Here is a 17,855-nt window from a genome sequence, read left to right on the forward strand (position 1 = left end):
CAGTCCAACGGGAGCAAGCTCCCTCGCCACAGGTTCTTTATTGTTCGCTCTGTCTCTTGAATGAACGGAATTACGCTCCTGTCAGTTGTTTTTCGCCAGCCTGGTATCGCCGCTGTCCCAACCACCGCCCAAGGATTTGTAGATCGCCACAATGGCGCGGTACTGATCGGTCTCACCCAGTGCCTGGGCATCCTCGGCGTTCAGGCGCTCACGTTGCGCATCCAGCAACACCAGGTAGTCCACCACCCCTTCCTTGTATTGCGTCGCCGCCAGATCGGCCGCTGCGCGACTCGACTCGCTTTGCTTGATCAGCGACAGCAGGCGTTGCTGGCGTTTGCCGTAGTCGCTGAAGGCGTTTTCCGATTCCTCCAGTGCGAGCAGCACCTGTTGTTCATAGGTCGCCAATGCACCCTCGGCGTCGGCGTTGGCGCCACGAATGCGCGCCCGCACGCTGCCCAGGTCAAACGCGGCCCAGGTGATGCTCGGCCCCAGGCTCCAGGCACGGGCGGCACTGGAGCCAATCTGCGAACCGCGCCCCGCCGTGAACCCGAGGAACCCGCTCAAGCTCACCCGTGGAAACAGGTCGGCGGTGGCCACGCCGACATCAGCCGTTGACGCCGCCAACCGGCGCTCTGCCGCGAGCACATCAGGGCGCCGATGCAACAGTTCGCCGGGATCGCCAATCGGCAATGCCTTGGCGATGGCCGGCAAATCCTTTGGACTCAAGTCGATGCTCAGGGTGTCCGGGCGTTCGACCAGCAGAGTGGCGATGCGGTTTTTGTCGCGTACCTGTTCCGCCTGCAGTTGCGGCACGCTCGCTTCGACCGCCGCCAATCGGGCATCGGCGCGCACCACGTCGAGTTCGTTACCCACACCAGCGTCACGCAGGCTCACCGTCACGGCGCGCGATTCGCTTTGATTCTTCAGGTTGGCCAGGGCGATTTTTTCCCGCAATTGCGCACCGCGCAGCTGACCATAGGCGTCCACCAACTCGGCGATCATGGTCACCCGCAGTTGATACAGATCCGCCGCCGTGGCGTCTTCCCGGGCGTCGCTGGATTCCAGCTCACGCTGGATGCGCCCGAACAGATCGATCTCCCAGGCCATGTCCAGGCCCAGGTCGTAGCGTTCGGTATTGACCCGACTCTCAGTCAAGCCCGGCACCTGCGACTTGCCCTGCACGCTGCTGACCCGACTGGTGACCACCGGCAGATTGTCGTTGCTGACGTCATCGCGGATGGCCCGGGCGGCTTTCCAGCGGGCGAAGGCCACACGCAGATCGCGGTTGCCATTGAGCGCTTTGCCAACCAACTGGTTCAGCGTGGGGTCGTCGAATTGCTGCCACCACACCGTTTCAAAACGCGATTGATCGTAGTGGGCCCCTTGTGCCGAGACGACATGGGCAGGCGCTGTGTCCGGGGTTTTGTAATCCGGCCCTACGGTGCAGGCGGCCAATGCCGTCACCAGGAGGCCGGGAAGGAAGAGCTTGAAAGTGTTCATCAGTGTGCCTCCGAATCAATAACGTTGAGTGCTTGAACCCGGGCCGCCTTGCGCGCGGTTTTACGTTCGATGTAGCGACGAATCAGGACGAAGAACACCGGCGTCAGCAGCAACCCGAAGAAGGTCACCCCGAGCATTCCGGAGAACACTGCGACACCCATGGCGCGACGCATTTCCGAACCGGCTCCGGTGGAAGTCACCAACGGAATCACCCCCATGATGAAAGCGATCGAAGTCATCAGGATCGGCCGCAAACGCATGCGACAGGCGTCCAGCACGGCATCCAGCGGCGACAAGCCCTGGTCCTGCCGGTCCTTGGCGAACTCGACGATCAGGATCGCGTTCTTGCACGCCAGGCCCACCAGCACGATCAAGCCGATCTGGGTGAAGATGTTGTTGTCGCCCTTGGAAATGATCACCCCGGCAATCGCCGACAGCAGCGTCATCGGTACGATCAGGATCACCGCCAGCGGCAGGCTCCAGCTTTCATACAGTGCAGCCAACACCAGGAACGCCAACAGGACGCAGAGCGGGAACACCAGCAACGCGGTGTCGCCGGACAAGATCTGCTGGTAGGTCAGGTCGGTCCACTCGTAGGTCATGCCGTTGGGCAGTTCTTCCTTGAGCAGTTTCTCGATGGCTTTCTGGGCCTGGCCGGAGCTGAAGCCGGGAGCCGCCGCACCGTTGATTTCCGCACTGATGAAGCCGTTGTAGTGCATGACCCGATCAGGCCCCGACGTCGGGCTGACCTTGATGAAGGTGGCGAGCGGGATCATTTCCCCATGGTCGTTGCGCACCTTCAACTGGCCGATCTGCTCCGGTTCCAGGCGGAATTGCTGGTCTGCCTGAACGTTGACCTGGTAGGTGCGGCCGAAACGGTTGAAGTCGTTGGCATACAGCGAGCCCAGGTACACCTGCAACGTGTCGAAGATATCGCTGACGGCCACGCCATGGGTCTTGGCTTTTTCCCGGTCGATCGCGGCATCGACCTGCGGCACGTTCACCGTGAAGCTGGTGAACAGATTGGCCAGTTCCGGAACGCTGCGGCTCTTGGCGATGACGTTCATGGTCTCTTTGTACAGGGCTTCATAGCCCAGGTTGCCGCGGTCTTCGATCTGCAGTTTGAAGCCACCGATGGTGCCCAGGCCTTGAACGGGCGGTGGCGGGAACACGGCGATGTAGGCGTCCTGAATGCTGCCGAACTTGGCGTTCAGTGAAGCGGAAATCGCCTTTGCCGACAGGCTCGGGTCTTTGCGTTCATCGAAGGGCCGCAAGCCGATGAAGGCGATACCGGCGTTCGGGCTGTTGGTGAAGCCGTTGATCGACAGCCCCGGGAACGCCACGGCGCTGTCGAAGCCCGGCTCGTTCATGGCGATGCTGCTCATGCGACGGATCACCGATTCCGAACGATCAAGGCTGGCGGCGTCCGGCAGTTGCGCGAAGGTCACCAGGTACTTTTTATCCTGGGTCGGCACGAAACCGGTCGGCGTGGTGCTGAAGCCCATGTAGGTCATGGCGATCAGCCCGGCATACACCAGCAAGGCCACGCTGCTGCCACGAATGACCTTGGCGACGGCAACCACATAGCCATGGCTGGCCTTTTCGAATACGCGGTTGAAGGGTTTGAACAGCCAGCCACCGAACAATCGATCCAGCACTTTGGAGAAACGGTCTTTCGGCGCGCCGTGGGCCTTGAGCAATACCGCGGCCAATGCCGGCGACAAGGTCAAGGAGTTGAACGCCGAGATCACCGTCGAGATGGCAATGGTCAGTGCGAATTGCTTGTAGAACTGGCCCGTCAAACCGGAGATAAAGGCAGCAGGGACGAACACCGCGCACAATACCAACGCCGTGGCGATGATCGGCCCGGTCACCTCGCCCATGGCTTTCTTGGTTGCCTCGATCGGCTCGAGGCCCAACTCGATGTTGCGCTCGACGTTCTCCACCACCACGATCGCATCATCGACCACGATCCCGATGGCCAGCACCAGACCGAACAGCGACAGGGCATTGAGCGAGAAGCCGAACAGGTGCATCACGGCAAAGGTGCCGATCAACGACACCGGTACCGCCACCAATGGAATGATCGAAGCGCGCCAGGTTTGCAGGAACAGAATCACCACCAGCACCACCAGAATCAGCGCTTCGAACAGCGTGTGAACCACCGCTTCTATCGAACTGCGCACGAAGATGGTCGGGTCGTAGACGATCTCGTAGTCCATGCCTTCCGGGAAGTTCTTCTTCAGCTCGGCCATCTTCGCCCGCACCTGATCGGAGACGTCGATCGCATTGGAACCCGGGCGCTGGAAGATCGGCATCGCCACCGCTTCCTGGTTATTGAGCAAGGCACGCAGGGCGTACTGGTTGGAGCCGAGTTCAATCCGCGCAATGTCCTTGAGGCGAGTGATTTCGCCGTCCGGACCACTGCGGATAATCACGTTCTCGAACTCCTCCTCGGTGACCAGCCGCCCTTGGGAGTTGATCGACATCTGGAAGCTGGTGGCGTTGGGCGCAGGCGGTGCGCCCAGTTGGCCGGCAGCGACCTGACGGTTCTGTTCGCGGACCGCATTGACCACGTCAGTCGCGGTCAGGTTGCGTGAAGCGGTCTTGTTCGGATCGAGCCAGATACGCAGCGAGTAGTCGCCGATACCGAACATCTTCACGTCACCGATACCGTTCAGGCGCGACAGCTCATCCTTGACGTTGAGGATCGCGTAGTTGGACAGGTACAGCATGTCGTAGCGCTTGTCCGGCGAGGTCAGGTGCACCACCATCGTCAGCTCGGGCGACGCTTTGTCCACGGTGATACCAATGCGCGTCACTTCTTCGGGTAGCTTTGGCTCGGTCCGGGTCACGCGGTTCTGCACCTGCACCTGGGCGTTGTCCAGGTCAGTGCCGAGGGCGAAGGTCACCGTGAGGGTAAGCCGGCCATCGGCCGTGGACTGCGAATACATGTACAGCATGTTCTCGACGCCGGTGATCGCTTGTTCGAGAGGTGCAGCTACGGTTTCGCCAATCACCTTGGGGTTGGCACCCGGGTAGTTGGCATGGATGACCACGGTCGGTGGCACTACCTCGGGGTATTCGCTGATCGGCAACTGAAACAGCGCGATGGCGCCGGCGATCAGGATCAGCAGCGACAACACCGCAGCGAAGATCGGCCGCGTGATAAAGAATTGTGAGAACTTCATGACGGTGTTCCTTTATCCACGAGGCGAAACGGTTGTATCCGTTTTCACCAGTGCCGGGGACGGAGCGACGGGCTGATTACCCGCCTCGATGGCCTGGCGTTGACGAGCCAGGGTGGCGACGGTTTCTGCGTCGGCCATCGGCGCGTCCTGCGGCGCGACCACCGCGCCGGGACGAACCCGTTGCAGGCCGTTGATGACGATGCGGTCTTCTTTCTGCAAACCGCTGCGCACGATGCGCAAGCCTTCGAGCTTCGGTCCCAGATCGACGCTGCGGTACACGGCCTTGTTGTCCTGGTCGATCACCAGCACGAACCTCTTGCCCAGGTCGGTGCCCACCGCTTCGTCTTTGATCAGCAAGCCGGCGTAGGCTGCGCTGCCCACCAGCTTCAATCGGGCATACAGCCCCGGGGTGTATTGGCCGTCGGTGTTGTCGAACACCGCGCGGCCACGGATGGTGCCGGTCTTGGGATTGACCTGGTTGTCGACGAAGTTCATCTGCCCCAGGTGGCTATTGCCCTCTTCGTTCGACAAGCCCATGTACACCGGTGTCGACTGGCTGCGCCGGCCTTGGCGGGAGAGTTGGCCGTACTTGAGGAACAGGCGCTCGTCGGCGTCGAAATAGGCGTAGACCTTGTCGGTGGAGACCACGCTAGTGAGCGCCGAGGTGTCGGCGGTGACGATGTTGCCGGCGGTGATTTCAGCACGACTGACCCGGCCGCTGATCGGCGCGGTGACGCGGGTGAAGCTCAGGTTCAGGCGTGCCAGATCGAGTTGCGCCTGCACGGCATCGACGGCGGCACGGGCTTCCTGAGCGGTGGTATTGCGCGTGTCGGCCAGTTCCGCCGAAATGGCATTGCTGCTCAGCAGGCGCTGGCCCCGTTGCGCTTCATTGCCAGTTCGAACCAGCGTGGCGCGAGCCTGTTGCAATTGCGCCTCTAAACGATGCACTTCGTGTTCGAACGGCCGTGGATCGATCTGGAACAGCAAATCCCCTTTCTTCACCGACTCGCCATCCGTGAAGGCGACTCGATCGATCTGCCCCGACACCCGCGGGCGAACCACGACGGTTTCCGGTGCTTCCAGGCGGGCGGTGACTTCATCCCATTCGGTGATGGGTTGCTCGAGCACTTTGGCGACCGTGACAGGCGGCGCACCCGGAGCCTTGGCGGCATCGGGTGCGTGGCCGCAAGCAGTGAGGGTCGCCAACGCCAATGCAGCAAGGGGATAACGCAAAGGTTTGAGTGACTGTTGCATGGGTAGTGTCCGCCTGACGGTTTAGGGGTTGGAGAATTCTCGGCCGCACAGGGGGCAGCGACGAATTGAACGGAGTGAACTTGGTTATCATCATTAATGATGACTATCATGTTTAAGGGCAAAAAAAATGAATGCTCAGATCAAGCCTCTGAATCAACTGGGTTTTTATTGGAAGCCGTCAGACTGACGACAGCGCAGATACAGTCCAATGCGGGCCCAAGGGTTTGCGCCACCTGCAAGGCCCGGGTGGTCGGTTCCATTTTGTGGCCAATGCGTTTAAACAGAGGGTCGTTGAACAGCGTACGCAATCGACCCAACGCGCCGCTGACCGCCGGCTGGCCCAGGGAAAGTCTTTCCGCGGCCCGCGTGACATTGCGTTCCTGAATGAGCGCCTCGAAAATCACCAGCAGATTGAGGTCGATACTGCGCAGATCATGACGTTTCATGGGGTGGCACCCTGTGAGGTGTTCTGACTTGAGCCACGGGCTCGTCGGCCTGCAAAGCCATTGCCGCGAATTTATATTATGATCATCATCAATGCCAGCCCCTCAGCAAAAATTTGCCAGGGCGCTCATCGGATGACAGGACCCCACTCATGAAAGTGACGAAAGACAAGGCAGCAGCCAACAAGGAAGCGATCCTCGGCGCAGCCTCGAAGATGTACCGGGAAAAAGGAATCGACGGCATCGGTATCGGCGAACTGTCCCGCTCGGTGGGCCTGACCCATGGCGGCTTTTACGGACAGTTCCCCGGCGGCAAGGAGCAGTTGGCGTCAGAGGCGGTCAGCCGCACGTTCGAAACCAACATCGAAGACTGGCGAGCAGCCAAATCCATCCCCGAACTGCTCAAGGGGTACCTGACCCAAAGCCACTTGAGCAACTGGACCGAAGGCTGCCCGATCCCTGCCCTGGGGGCCGATGTCGCGCGCAACGGCGGTGCCGTCAGCCACTCGTTCACCCAAGGCGTGCAGACCCTGATCGAAACGCTGCTGCCTTTGGTCGACGGCCAAACCGATGATGAAAAACACCAGGAGGCCTTGCGCATCCTGTCATCGATCACCGGGGCCATACTGATCGCCAGGGCCCTGGACAACCCTCGGTTGTCGGAGCAGTTCCTGCAATCGGTGATCGATGCCTGGTAAATGAGGAGTCGCCATCAGCGCTCCAGGCAGCTTCAACAAGTCTGAACTAGCTTTACCTGCAAGTTTCGAGTGCCTGGAGTTCTTCCTGCTAGCGATCCACTGCCTGCCGGCAAGGAGTTGTGATGCGCGCCACAGCGTTTTCAGTCGGTGGACCTGCCCCTTGGTTCCATTGCCGCACTCAACAAAGAGAGCGCTTTTGTTTCGACACTATTGCCGGTCGGTATGTAGTGCTTACTTTTTTTGGTTCTGCGGCTGATCCCACATCAATTAAAGTTCTGGAAGCTGTTCAGGCCCATCGCCAGCGGTTCAATGACGATCACGTCTGCTTCTTCGGTGTGTCCGTAGATCCAGATGATGAAAAGCTGAAGCGGGTAGAAAGTTCGATACCTGGCATGCGCTTCATCTGGGACTTCGATCGGTCAGTCAGTAAGCTCTACGGTACATTGCAGATAGACGGCAGCATCAGGCAAATGACCTATGTGCTGGATCCTGCGTTACGTATCCTGGCCATCGTCCCGATCGAGACGCCGGTTGATAACCATGTCCCCTCTTTAATGCGCTTTCTGGATAGATTACCCGCACTGGCACCGCCACATGCCGCCACTCCACACGCACCAGTCCTGGTGATTCCCCGTATATTTGAGCCCAAGCTGTGTAAAGCACTAATAAGTCACTACGACGAACGTGGCGGAGAGGAGTCCGGGTTTATGGTGGAGCAGTCGGGTAAAACCGTCCACGTCACCGACCGTGGCCACAAGCAACGTCGTGACTGCATTATTGAAGACGAGGCTCTATCCAAAGCATGTTCGTTGCGTATAGCCAACCGTCTGCTTCCAGAGCTACATAAAGCGTTCCAGTTCAATGCCACTCGAATGGAGCGCTATATGGTGGCCTGCTACAACGGCGATGAAGGCGGGCATTTCCGGCCCCATAGGGATAACACCACGAAGGGTACAGCGCATCGCCGTTTTGCCGTTTCCCTGTTTCTTAATACGGGAGAGTACGAAGGCGGTTTTCTGCATTTTCCAGAGTTTGGAAAAATGCATTACAGCGCTCCAACAGGAGGAGCTGTGGTGTTTTCGTGTTCACTTTTGCACGAAGCCACTCCGGTAACCAAAGGTCGCCGTTATATGTTTCTCCCGTTTCTATACGATGATGCTGCTCGCGTCGTTCGAAAAGAGAATCTCCCATTTCTTGACGGCTGACTCGTGCTCAACACAATTGAGCTGTCATTACAGATGGCCTTGAATACCGGCGAACTGATAGTGCTGAAAGCCTTCAGCTGTGATTGGAGCCGGCAGTCGTGCCGGCTCCAAATTTACGACAACCTCTCCTATTTCAGATCGAAGCGATCCAGGTTCATCACTTTTGTCCACGCAGCGACGAAGTCCTTGACGAACTTCTGCTGCGCATCGGCGGTGGCATAGAACTCGGCCAACGCACGCAACTGCGCATTGGAACCAAAGACCAGGTCAACCCGCGTCCCTGTCCACTTCACTGCACCGGTCTTGCGATCACGCCCTTCAAACTCCTGTTGGGCATCCGACACGGGCTTCCACTCCACCCCCATATCGAGCAGGTTGGTGAAGAAGTCATTGGTCAAGGCTTCCGGCCGTGAGGTGAAGACACCGTGTTTGCTCTGGCCGACATTGGCGTTCAACACCCGTAGCCCACCCAGCAATACCGTCATTTCCGGCGCGCTGAGCGTCAGCAGTTGCGCCTTGTCGATCAGCAATTTTTCGGCCGGCACACGGTACTGTTGCTTCAGGTAATTACGGAAACCGTCGGCAATCGGTTCAAGGAAACCGAAGGATTCGACATCGGTCTGTTCCTGGCTGGCGTCCATGCGTCCCGGCGTGAAAGGCACCGTCACACTTTGGCCGGCATTTTTCGCGGCCTGTTCCACGCCCACGCCACCGGCGAGCACGATCAGGTCGGCCAGGGAGATTTTCTTGCCGCCACTGTTGAACTCGTTCTGGATGCTTTCGAGTTTTGCCAGCACGCGGGCCAGTTGTTCTGGCTGGTTGGCCTCCCAAGACTTCTGTGGCGCCAGGCGCAGGCGACCGCCATTGGCACCGCCGCGTTTATCGGAGCCACGGAAAGACGAAGCGGCCGCCCAAGCTGTAGATACAAGCTGCGAGACTGACAGCCCCGAGGCCGCAATTTTGCCCTTGAGCGCGGCCACATCGCTGTCATTGACCAGCGGATGATCGACAGCAGGGATCGGGTCTTGCCACAGCAGTTCTTCGTTCGGCATTTCCGGGCCGAGGTAGCGTGAAAGCGGCCCCATGTCACGGTGAATCAGCTTGTACCAGGCACGGGCGAAGGCGTCGGCCAACTGGTCTGGATTGGCCAGGAAGCGCCGGGAAATCGGCTCGTAGATCGGGTCGAAGCGTAGCGACAAGTCCGTGGTCAGCATGGTCGGATCACGCCGTTTGGACGTATCAAAGGCATCTGGAATGGTGCCGGCGCCAGCGCCGTTTTTCGGCTTCCACTGGTTTGCCCCCGCCGGGCTCTTGGTCAGTTCCCATTCGTAACCGAACAGGTTTTCCAGGTAGTTGTTGCTCCACCGGGTTGGCGTGGTCGTCCAGGTCACTTCCAGACCACTGGAGATGGCGTCGGCACCGCTACCGGTACCGAACGTGCTCTTCCAGCCCAGGCCCTGCAGTTCGAGGCCGGCGCCTTCGGGCTCAGGCCCGACATGGTCGACAGGACCGGCACCGTGGGTTTTGCCGAAGGCATGACCGCCAGCGATCAACGCGACGGTTTCCTCGTCGTTCATGGCCATGCGCGCAAAGGTTTCACGGATGTCCTTCCCGGCGGCGACCGGATCAGAGTTGCCTTCAGGGCCTTCGGGGTTTACGTAGATCAGGCCCATCTGCACGGCGGCGAGTGGGTTTTCCAGATTGCGCTCTACGGGAGCTTGCCCGGCATCTTTGCCATAACGCACGTCGCCCCCCAGCCACTTGCTTTCAGAACCCCAGTAGACGTCTTCGTCCGGTTCCCAGACATCCGGGCGGCCGCCGGAAAAACCAAAGGTCTTGAAGCCCATGGATTCCAGTGCAACGTTGCCGGTGAGGACGATCAGGTCGGCCCAGGAGACTTTGTTGCCGTACTTTTGCTTGATCGGCCAGAGCAGCCGACGGGCCTTGTCGAGGCTGACGTTGTCCGGCCAGCTGTTGAGCGGTGCAAAGCGTTGCTGGCCGGAACCGGCGCCACCCCGGCCATCACCGGTGCGATAGGTGCCTGCGGCGTGCCAGGACATGCGAATAAAAAAAGGCCCATAGTGACCGAAGTCCGCCGGCCACCAGTCCTGGGAATCGGTCATCAGCGCATTCAGGTCTTTTTTCAGCGCCTGGAAGTCCAGGCTCTTGAAGGCTTCGGCGTAGTTGAAGTCGCCCCCCAGCGGGTCAGACTTTGGCGAGTGTTGACTCAGGATCTTCAGGTTCAGTTGGTTCGGCCACCAGTCGCGGTTCGTCGTGCCACCGCCAGCGGCGTGATTGAACGGGCATTTCGATTCAGTTGACATGGCATCTCCTCTTGATTTTGTTTTCAGCTAACCACCCTTGAGCGTGGATCCGGATCACCGATTGATGAAATAGCTTTTCGGTATGGGATCCATAGCATTAAGGCTATGACAACCCCTTGATCAGTCGCTCCAGACCATCCATTAAAGTACCGGTCGGGGAAACTGTCGCTTCATCTGGGGAGATAGCTGAAAAACAGCGCAAATCAGCAAGAAAGTGCAAGTTCATGAACTCCTGCCACAATGGATTAATACTATTTGCTACAAGGATGTTGGCGATCGGAAGGATTGTTTGACGCGAGAGGTTTCGCCATGCTCCTAAACGCCATTGTCATCTGGTCATTACTGTCGATCATCATCGTTGCCGTGCTCTGCCGCCTGGTGCATAACGCCAAGGTCGCCGACCGGGCACTCAAGATCGCCAAACGGGATCATCAGCCTCAGGGACGAATGCCTGACAATGTTTCCATGACCCGGGACAACGGTGGCGACGACGATTCGCATCGCCCCGGCGCCTGAACCCATCAGGGGGTTCCTGCACTCATAGAAAAATGCTCCGTATCGAAAGATATGGAGCATTTTTCTTTATGGCTTACATCTTGAATGTGACCGGGGGCAGGAACGTTAGAGGGGTTGGACTGAAGCGCACTTCACATGGCCTGTGTTCCTTCCGTGTAGGAAATGGTTTGTTAGTTATTGCGAAATTTCCTATTTGTACATTTGGCTATGCCATTGGATTGCTTTCAGCAAGCGTCCCACCGTCTTATTCGTCGTCGCCCAATATCCTCTCTGCTCAGCGCTTTTGCCGAGATGAGAAGGGATGGCAATTCAAATCGATGACGATAAGGAAGTTGTAAATGAATGCACCTCCCCTTCCCTTGTATACCAACGAAGTCTCTCCTGAGTTTCTCTGCCGCCTGGACGACTCTCCCTTCACCGAAGAGCAACTTGCGGGATTTGACAATGAAGTCATGGCGATCATCCATCTGCAGCAGGCTTACACTGAAGAACACCGCCCTTACGCCATCTACCGTGTGGCTACCGAGGGCAGTCAAACCCGTTATGGCGGAGTGATCCAACAGGCCGCAGCGCCGCTGGTGTTCACATTGGATAACGGTCAGAAAGTCACTGCGGCACAGAAAGGCGATTATGTCGTGTATGCCGATGGGGGTACGGCGCAGATCATCACGGGCGCGGGAGAAGGAGATAATGATTTGGCGCTGGTCGGCAGCCGACTTTGCAATGGCGACGAAATCATCAACACGTTGCAAGGCAGTTACCTGCTCGTTGCACGTGAAGGTGTATCGATGGCAGAGGATTTTCTGCCCTCTATCGAGGGAGCAGAAACCAATGAGTAAGGGATATTTCATTGGCCTGGACGACAAGACCACCTGTGGCGGCAAGGTCCTGGATGGCGATACCCGGATCATGATGTACGGTATCGCTCATGCCCGCGACGGTGACCGAGTCACCTGTGGCAAGGATGGCGAGACTTACAAAATTATCGGTGGCATTTCGCACATGATCAGTCATGGCAAGGCCATGGCCGGCACGCTGGATAGCCATAGTGGTTGCCCCTGTAAGGCCCAACTGATCCCCTCGGTAACTACGGCCAGCTACCGCAACGAAAGCTCGGCACCGACCGGTGTCAGGCGAGCCGCTCCACCGGTAGAGTCGTCGGTAAGCAGTCGCCCGGTGGCGCCTGCTCAATCCGGTTTCGTTTCGGCTAACCATCCAGCGCCTCCGGCATTCAGCAGCGCCCTGGCTGAGGAACCCGGCTTCTATATCGTGCCCAAAAGCATGACGCGGGAGGCGCTGGAAGCCAGTCTTTTTGGCTGGAGTGATCAGGCGGTGATGAGGAAGTTTCAAGCGCTGAATCCAGGTCTCGGAGACGTCAAAGCGGGTTCGATGATCGTGCTGGGCGATCCGAACAACACCTCCTGCACCTATCAGGAAGCCCTACTGATGCAGGCCGCTCAACAGGTCAAGTTGGCCCTCGATCCCCTGACGCCGGAAGAAGCCGAATTCATGTTCCGCCACGCGGCTGAAATCGCCAGTTTTACCGGCGAGACTTCGACCTGGCTCGGCGTCAGCGCGGTGGTGATGGAAAAACACCTGACACGATTGGGTGAAACCCTGCAAGCCATGGAGCGCCTGCATCAGGAAAGCTATCGTCAGCATGGCCACCTCAAATCGCCACAGTTCTTTGCCGAGCGCCAGCGGCTGCTCGCCCAACTGGACGCCCACCTGTTGAACTCCACTCGCCTGCGTGGCCAGACCACCTTGGGCGATCACCCAAAGTTGAAGACGGCGCTTGGCATTTCCAGCCGTAGTCTGGTGCACCACTGGGACAAGGCGGGGGCGCCGGGGCAGATACCGGGGTATTCCACTCATGTGAATGCAATCAGTCGGGCTGCCAAGTACATGAGCACCGGTGGTTACATCGGAATTGGCATTGGCGGGGTTTCGTCGTTGCTGGCTATTCAGGAGGTTTGTGTTGGTGACTCTGGAACTGCGTGCGAGAAGGTCAGGTTTACTGAAGGTGGGAAATTTGCTGGGTCTACTGTTGGTGGAATTATCGGTGGTGAGATTGGCAAATATACAAGTGGACCTGTCTGCTTGGCGCTTGGATTCTCTACAGGCGTGGGAGGAGTTATCTGTGTGGCAACAGTAATTGGTGTTGGCGCATGGGTGGGTACGACCAGAGGTGCTCAACGGGGAGAGGTCATCGGCGAGACACTGTATGAGGCTGCTCAGCCTTGATCAGCAATTGGCCTGTCTGGGCGATTCTCGTTTTCAATGGCGGGCCACTGCTATTGGGAGTTGCGGGTATCGCGTACTCCCTTTATTTGGGCCGTCATCTGGACGCCATGATGGAAGCGTTGAAGAACAGTCGTTATATCTACATCTGGGGACCGGGTCTGCGAAATCAGGGTTGGCTTGCGCGCATCATGCTGATAGCAAAAATCGCCGGGATGGTGATGATGCCCAAAGCATCAATCCGGATTGGTGAGCTGGACCCCGTGGATATTAAAAACTTCCCTCCGCACCTTAAGCGTCTTCTGAAAATCAAAGCAGTGATGTTGGTTGGTAGCGGTGTTTGGCTGTTGGTTGCATCTCTGCTAGTGGAATTCAGATTATAGGATGGACGAATACTCCAAGCTAAAGACGGCCCTCGGCATTTCCAGTCGAAGCCTGGTGCACCACTGATAAAAGGCCGGTGCACCAGGAGAGATAAGAAACTGGACTGCGGTATGCAAACAGCGCCGGAGCAGACAGCGTGAAAACGCGGCCTGCCAATTTCAAAAACAAATGCCCCGATTTTGTCGGGGCATTTGTTAGGTTGGCCTTAAGTGCATTTTCACACAACCTTTTCAGCCGGTTTTTTATTCACTCAACAGCACTTCGGTCCGGCTTTACTGCCGTAACGGGCTTCCTGGCGCTCGCGGAAGAACGCCTCGTAGTCCATCACCGGTTTGTCCGGGTGCTTGTTCTGCATATGCTCGACGTAGTTGTCGTAGTCGGGCATGCCGACCATCAGGCGCGCGGCCTGACCGAGGTATTTACCGAGACGACTCAGGTCATTGAACATGATCAGGCATCCGGCAGCGCGTGGAATGGCGCTTCCTTGTCCGTACGCTCCTTGGTGCCCCAGGCAGCGATGCCGACCTTGAGCGCGAAGAACAGGATGCTGAACACCACGAACAGGAACAGCGCAGTCAGCGTTGCGTTGGTGTAGGCGTTGAAGATCACGTGCTGCATCTGGTCGATGCTCTTGGCCGGGGCCAGCACCTGACCGTTAGCCAAGGCATCGCTGTACTTCTTCGCCAGTGCGAGGAAGCCGATCGCCGGGTTGGCGTCGAACAGCTTGATGAAGCCCGCTGTCGTGGTGCAGATCAGCAGCCACACGGCCGGCAGCAAGGTCACCCAGACATAACGCTGGCGCTTCATCTTGATCAGCACGACGGTGCCGAGCATCAGGGCGATACCGGCCAGCATCTGGTTGGAGATACCGAACAGCGGCCACAAGGTGTTGATGCCACCCAGTGGATCGATCACGCCCTGGTACAGCAGATAACCCCACATAGCCACGCAACCGGCGGTTGCAAGCAGGTTGGCGGTCCAGGATTCGGTGCGTTTGAGCGCCGGGACGAAGGAGCCGAGCAAATCCTGGAGCATGAAACGCCCGGCACGGGTGCCGGCGTCGACTGCGGTCAGGATGAACAGCGCTTCGAACAGGATCGCGAAGTGGTACCAGAACGCCATGGTGTTCTCGCCCGGCAACACGTGGTGCAGGATCTGCGCGATACCGACCGCCAGGGTCGGTGCACCGCCGGCACGGGCCAGGATGGTGGTTTCACCGATGTCGTGGGCTACGGCTTGCAGGGCTTCCGGGGTAATGGCGAAGCCCCAGCTGCTGACGGTTTGTGCAACGGCCACCGCATCGGCACCGACTACAGCCGCCGGGCTGTTCATGGCGAAGTACACACCCGGATCGATCACGGAAGCCGCGACCATGGCCATGATCGCCACGAAGGACTCCATCAGCATGCCGCCGTAACCGATGTAACGGGCATGCCCCTCACTGGCGAGCAATTTCGGCGTGGTGCCGGAAGCGATCAGCGCATGGAAGCCCGACACCGCGCCACAGGCGATAGTGATGAACAGGAACGGGAACAGACCGCCCTTCCATACCGGGCCGGTGCCGTCGATGAACTGGGTCAGGGCCGGCATTTTCAGCTCGGGCATGGTCACCAGGATGCCGATGGCCAGGGCGACGATGGTGCCGATCTTCAGGAAGGTGGAGAGGTAATCACGGGGCGCCAGGATCAGCCACACCGGCAATACCGCCGCGACAAAACCGTAGCCGATCAGCATCCAGGTGATCTGAAGACCGGTAAAGGTAAAGGCCTTGGCCCACACCGGGTCAGCGGCAATCTGCCCGCCGAGCCAGATCGAACCCAACAGCAACAGCACACCGATGACCGAGATTTCGCCAATGCGACCCGGGCGGATGTAGCGCATGTAGATGCCCATGAACATCGCGATCGGGATGGTCGCCATCACCGTGAAAATGCCCCACGGGCTCTCGGCCAGGGCTTTCACGACGATCAGCGCCAGCACCGCGAGGATGATGATCATGATCAGGAAGCAGCCGAACAGCGCGATGGTGCCAGGGATGCGGCCCATTTCTTCGCGGACCATGTCGCCCAGGGAACGACCGTTGCGGCGGGTGGACATGAACAGGACCATGAAGTCCTGAACGGCACCGGCCAGCACCACGCCAGCGATCAGCCACAGCGTGCCGGGCAAGTAACCCATCTGCGCTGCCAATACCGGTCCGACCAAAGGCCCCGCGCCGGCAATGGCGGCGAAGTGGTGCCCGAACAGCACGTGTTTGTTGGTCGGCACGTAGTCCAGACCATCGTTATTGAGCACAGCCGGCGTGGCCCGATTGGGGTCGAGCTGCATCACTTTATTGGCGATGAACAGGCTGTAGTAGCGGTAGGCAACGAGGTAGATGGCGACGGCTGCGACTACGATCCACAGGGCGTTGATCGCTTCGCCGCGGCGCAGGGCCACGACACTCAGCGCAATCGCTCCCAGGACAGCCACGGCAAACCAGGCGAGGTGTTTAGCCAGACGGGGCATAGCGTGTCTCCTGCCGACAGCCAGTGACTGCGGCGGTAATTTTTATAATTGTGTCCGCAGTGCGGAGCTGGCCCAATATCTGCGCATGTCGTCCACAAATAAATCCGCGTTACTACGTACGTGGTGTCTACGTAGTTCTACGTAGACACCACCGCTCCTACAGGACGCCTCTTTGGCATATGATCCGAGCCTTCGCGTGGGCAGGAGTCAACATGCAGCTCAAACACAAGATCGTCGCCCTCGGGATACTGCCGCTGGTGCTGGCCATTGCCGTCATCTGTGCGCTGGTGATTTCCCTCAATCGCCAACTGGGCGATCAACAGGCGCAACTGATCGAAGACAGCATTCTGGCGAGCAAGCGCGCGGAACTGAAAAACTACGTGGAAATGGCCCAGAGCCTGATCGCGCCCCTGTACGACGACGGCCACGGCGATGCCCACGCCCAGCAACAAGTGCTGGAAGAACTGCGCAAGCTCAGCTTCGGCATCAACGGCTACTTCTTCGTCTACGACCACGAAGGCCGCAGCCTGATGCACGCACGCCAGTCGGAACTGGTGGGCCAATACCTGTGGGACATGAAAGACCCCCACGGCCTGCCGGTGATCCAGGCGCTGCTGAAAAGCGCACAGTCGGGCGAAGGCTTCCAACGCTATGCCTGGAACAAGCCCTCCTCCGGCCAGGTGACCGACAAGCTCGCCTATGTGGTGATGCTCGATCGCTGGGGCTGGATGCTCGGCACCGGCATCTACCTCGAAGACGTCGAACGCGCCACCCAGCAGGCCCGTGCCGAAGTGGCCATGGGCATTCGCAAGACCATGATGGCGATTGCCGTGGTCGCCCTGGTCGCGGTGCTGTTCGTGTTCGCCACCGGCATGACCCTCAACGTCAGCGAACATCGGCTGGCGGACAAGAAACTGCAGCGCCTGACCCAGCGCATCGTCAGCCTGCAGGAAGAGGAACGATCCCGGGTGTCCCGCGAGTTGCACGACGGCATCAGCCAGGTGCTAGTCTCGATCAAATTCCAGTTCGAACTGGCCAGCCACCTGCTGGAACGCGGACAAGCCCATGACAAGGGCTTGAGCACGCTAAAGGACGCCACCGAGCGCCTGGGCGATGCCATCGGCGAAGTCCGCAGCCTCTCCCACGGCCTGCGCTCATCCTTGCTCGACACCCTCGGCCTGCCGGCGGCCATCGGCCAACTGGCCGCAGAGTTCGAGCAGCGCAGCGGGCTGACCGTGACCTACGACGAAAATGAATTCGACTGCCAACTGGTGGACGGCGCGGCTGTGTCGCTGTTCCGCATCGTCCAGGAAGGCCTGACCAACATCGAACGCCACGCGCAGGCGCAGAACGTGTCCATTACACTGCGCGGCTGCGACGAGTCCGTGCGGCTGACGGTGGTCGATGACGGTATCGGTTTCAACGTCGCCCAGGTCGAACGTCGTCAGGCCGGCATTGGCTTGCGTAACATCCGCGAACGCGTCGAACATTTTGGCGGGCGCTTCGATCTGATCTCGATGCCGGGCAGAAGTGAGCTGGACGTACGGCTGCCGATGAAACCTGGCGCAAAACTACAAGAGTGAGACCTTGC

At 58.9% G+C, this 17,855-nt stretch carries 14 protein-coding genes; 7 read left to right on the plus strand and 7 right to left on the minus strand.

Annotated features, from left to right (window positions below; all coding sequences use genetic code 11):
• Positions 1-81: 81 nt before the first annotated feature.
• From VC35_RS21740 to VC35_RS21755, 4 genes are all read right to left on the minus strand, one after another.
• Positions 82-1,500 (minus strand): efflux transporter outer membrane subunit, encoded by a 1,419-nt coding sequence (locus tag VC35_RS21740; RefSeq protein ID WP_046042505.1) that lies wholly within the window; start codon positions 1,498-1,500, stop codon positions 82-84.
• Complete coding sequence (locus VC35_RS21745) at positions 1,500-4,691, minus strand: efflux RND transporter permease subunit (RefSeq protein ID WP_046042507.1); 3,192 nt, start codon at positions 4,689-4,691, stop codon at positions 1,500-1,502. Before VC35_RS21745 ends, VC35_RS21740 begins: the two co-directional genes overlap by 1 nt.
• 12 nt (positions 4,692-4,703) lie before the next feature.
• On the minus strand, positions 4,704-5,945 hold the full coding sequence (gene mexE / locus VC35_RS21750; RefSeq protein WP_046042508.1) for a multidrug efflux RND transporter periplasmic adaptor subunit MexE: 1,242 nt from the start codon (positions 5,943-5,945) through the stop codon (positions 4,704-4,706).
• Positions 5,946-6,085: 140 nt separating this feature from the next.
• On the minus strand, positions 6,086-6,391 hold the full coding sequence (locus VC35_RS21755; RefSeq protein WP_046042509.1) for a LysR family transcriptional regulator: 306 nt from the start codon (positions 6,389-6,391) through the stop codon (positions 6,086-6,088).
• A gap of 149 nt (positions 6,392-6,540) precedes the next feature.
• On the opposite strand from VC35_RS21755, the gene VC35_RS21760 reads away from it, so the two are divergent.
• Together VC35_RS21760 and VC35_RS21765 are read left to right on the plus strand one after the other, a co-directional pair.
• Entirely contained in the window at positions 6,541-7,086 is a 546-nt protein-coding gene (locus VC35_RS21760; protein ID WP_046042510.1) for a TetR/AcrR family transcriptional regulator, read from the plus strand.
• A 122-nt stretch (positions 7,087-7,208) separates the two neighbouring features.
• Positions 7,209-8,291 (plus strand): 2OG-Fe(II) oxygenase, encoded by a 1,083-nt coding sequence (locus VC35_RS21765; RefSeq protein WP_046042511.1) that lies wholly within the window; start codon positions 7,209-7,211, stop codon positions 8,289-8,291.
• A 128-nt stretch (positions 8,292-8,419) separates the two neighbouring features.
• On the opposite strand, the gene katG is transcribed toward VC35_RS21765, so the two are convergent.
• Positions 8,420-10,615, minus strand: a complete 2,196-nt coding sequence (gene katG / locus VC35_RS21770) for a catalase/peroxidase HPI (protein ID WP_046042512.1) — start codon at positions 10,613-10,615, stop codon at positions 8,420-8,422.
• Positions 10,616-10,924: 309 nt separating this feature from the next.
• Here katG and VC35_RS21775 point away from each other — a divergent pair, with 309 nt between their 5' ends.
• From VC35_RS21775 to VC35_RS21790, 4 genes are all read left to right on the plus strand, one after another.
• Positions 10,925-11,131, plus strand: coding sequence for a hypothetical protein (locus tag VC35_RS21775; protein WP_046042513.1), 207 nt, complete (start codon positions 10,925-10,927; stop codon positions 11,129-11,131).
• 338 nt (positions 11,132-11,469) lie between these two features.
• A complete protein-coding gene (locus tag VC35_RS21780; RefSeq protein WP_046042514.1) occupies positions 11,470-11,970 on the plus strand; it encodes a hypothetical protein in 501 nt (166 codons plus the stop codon).
• Complete coding sequence (locus tag VC35_RS21785; protein WP_046042515.1) at positions 11,963-13,375, plus strand: PAAR domain-containing protein; 1,413 nt, start codon at positions 11,963-11,965, stop codon at positions 13,373-13,375. The genes VC35_RS21780 and VC35_RS21785 overlap by 8 nt, the downstream gene beginning before the upstream one ends.
• The gene (locus VC35_RS21790; protein ID WP_046042516.1) at positions 13,372-13,755 is read left to right on the plus strand and encodes a hypothetical protein; all 384 of its coding nucleotides are present in this window, start codon (positions 13,372-13,374) and stop codon (positions 13,753-13,755) included. The genes VC35_RS21785 and VC35_RS21790 overlap by 4 nt, the downstream gene beginning before the upstream one ends.
• 251 nt (positions 13,756-14,006) lie before the next feature.
• On the opposite strand, the gene VC35_RS21795 is transcribed toward VC35_RS21790, so the two are convergent.
• Positions 14,007-14,204 carry a YbdD/YjiX family protein gene (locus VC35_RS21795; protein WP_046042517.1) on the minus strand — a complete coding sequence of 66 codons (198 nt, stop codon included), beginning with the start codon at positions 14,202-14,204 and terminating at the stop codon, positions 14,007-14,009.
• A gap of 2 nt (positions 14,205-14,206) precedes the next feature.
• Entirely contained in the window at positions 14,207-16,264 is a 2,058-nt protein-coding gene (locus VC35_RS21800; protein WP_046042518.1) for a carbon starvation CstA family protein, read from the minus strand.
• A 212-nt stretch (positions 16,265-16,476) separates the two neighbouring features.
• Here VC35_RS21800 and VC35_RS21805 point away from each other — a divergent pair, with 212 nt between their 5' ends.
• The gene (locus VC35_RS21805) at positions 16,477-17,847 is read left to right on the plus strand and encodes a cache domain-containing protein (RefSeq protein WP_046042520.1); all 1,371 of its coding nucleotides are present in this window, start codon (positions 16,477-16,479) and stop codon (positions 17,845-17,847) included.
• Positions 17,848-17,855 lie beyond the last annotated feature (8 nt).

Source organism: Pseudomonas fluorescens (genome assembly GCF_000967965.1).
GTDB lineage: Bacteria > Pseudomonadota > Gammaproteobacteria > Pseudomonadales > Pseudomonadaceae > Aquipseudomonas > Aquipseudomonas grandcourensis.